We start from the raw sequence: 1,735 nt of genomic DNA on the forward strand, positions 1-1,735 counted from the left end.
GGTGCAGGGGGCTCCGGTGGCCGGGGCTCGCTGAGCAGCGTGCAGCGGCTGCCTGTGCGCTGGTAGCCGGCGTCCGATCCGTACGGGGCATGACCTTTAGGACGCCTGATCCCTAGGACGCCGGGTCCGTGCGAGGCCGGGTCCGTGCGATGCCGGATCGGTACGACGCTGATCCGTACGGCTGCCGACCCGCCCGATGCCCGACCCGCACGCCGAGCGCCCGGCCGGTGGACCCGGGCCGGGCGTTCGGCGTGCGCACGCGGCACCGTCACGCGGCAGCTCGTTCGCGGGCGGTGCCGCACGGGCCCTCCGTGGTGCCGAAGAACGGGCCCTCCGTGGTGCCGAGAACCGCACGGCTCGGGCACGTGCGGCCGGGGCGTCCGGGGTGGCGGCGGAGCCGTTGCGGCCCGACTCGCCGCGCACGGCCGGGTTGTCCTTGACGTGAACGTGCTCAGCGAGCCCCGGCCACCGGAGCCCCCTGCACCTGTGCGCGCAGCTCGTCCACGAGAGCCGGGGTGTCCCCGGGGCCGGCGGTGCCGAAGACGTGGTGGTCGGGGCGGACCAGGACGCTCGTCGCGCCGAGCCGTCCGAGGTAGGCGTGGTAGACGCCGTCGACGTCGCGCACCTCGCCCGGCCCGGCCGGCGCACCGGGCGGCGACAGACGGACCACGCGCGTCCCGAGCCCGGACAGGAACGCCCGCCGGGGCTCGCCCAGTCCGGCCGGGTCCTCGGTGGTGAGCAGGACGAAGCCGGCGCCGACGAGCTGGTCGAGGCGGCCCCGCACGCCGTCGGCCTCCACCGTGCCGGCGATCATGACCTCGCCCGCACCCCCGCATCCGTCCCCGGCCGGCCGCAGCAGACCCTTCGTCAGCGGCTCGGCCGGGGGCGGACCCTGCTGAGCGCGGCCCCCGCCGTTGGCCAGGATCGCCGCGTCGCGGTCGACCGCGGCGGCCGGGTCGGTCACACAGATCACCCGGCCCAGCTTGACCGAGGCGGTGATCGACGCCTTGACGTGTGGACGGCGTTCGAGCGTATAGGTGTCGAGCAGCCGCTCCGGCGCCCGGTCCGACAGCACCAGGTCGAGCTTCCAGGCGAGGTTGGCGACGTCGCGGATGCCCGCGCACATGCCCTGCCCGGCGAACGGCGGCATCAGGTGTGCGGCGTCCCCGGCGAGGAAGACCCGGCCCGAGCGCCACTGGTCCGCCCACATGGCGCGGAACTGGTACGTGGTGCTGCGCAGCAGCGTGGCCGTCTCCGGGGTGACCCCGTGCGGGGCGAGCAGCCGCCAGGCCGCCTCGGTGGTCTCCAGCTCCGCCGCGCTCTCGCCGGGCAGGCGCATGAACTCCCAGCGGCGCCGCCCCGGACCGCTGCCGACCAGCGTGGTCGGCCGGGCCGGATCGCAGAGCTGCACGTTGGTCGGCACGAACGCGCGCGGCTCGCGCAGCTCCACGTCGCACAGCAGCCACTCGTACGAGAACCCGAGGTCGGTGACGGAGACGCCGATGTGCTCGCGCACGAAGCTGCGGGCGCCGTCGCACCCCACCAGCCAGCGGGCGGTGAACGCGCGCGTCGTGCCGTCCTCCGTCACCGCGGTCGCCGTGACGCCCGACGGGGACTGGACGATGTCCACCACGCGGTGGCCGACCCGCGTCTCCACGCCGGGCAGCGACGCCAGCCGTTTCGCGAGCAGTTCTTCGAGCGCCGGCTGGTGCATCGTGTTGGCGTCCGGCCAGCC

1 protein-coding gene is annotated in these 1,735 nt (G+C 75.5%); it reads right to left on the minus strand.

The window, feature by feature from the left end; all coding sequences use genetic code 11:
• Positions 1-451: 451 nt before the first annotated feature.
• Positions 452-1,735 (minus strand): bifunctional 3-(3-hydroxy-phenyl)propionate/3-hydroxycinnamic acid hydroxylase MhpA (gene mhpA / locus CCN44_RS38005; RefSeq protein WP_086703366.1); only part of this gene is annotated, 1,284 nt, incomplete at its 5' end.

The sequence above is a fragment of the Streptomyces tricolor genome (assembly GCF_002155905.1).
In the GTDB taxonomy this organism is placed as follows: domain Bacteria; phylum Actinomycetota; class Actinomycetes; order Streptomycetales; family Streptomycetaceae; genus Streptomyces; species Streptomyces tricolor.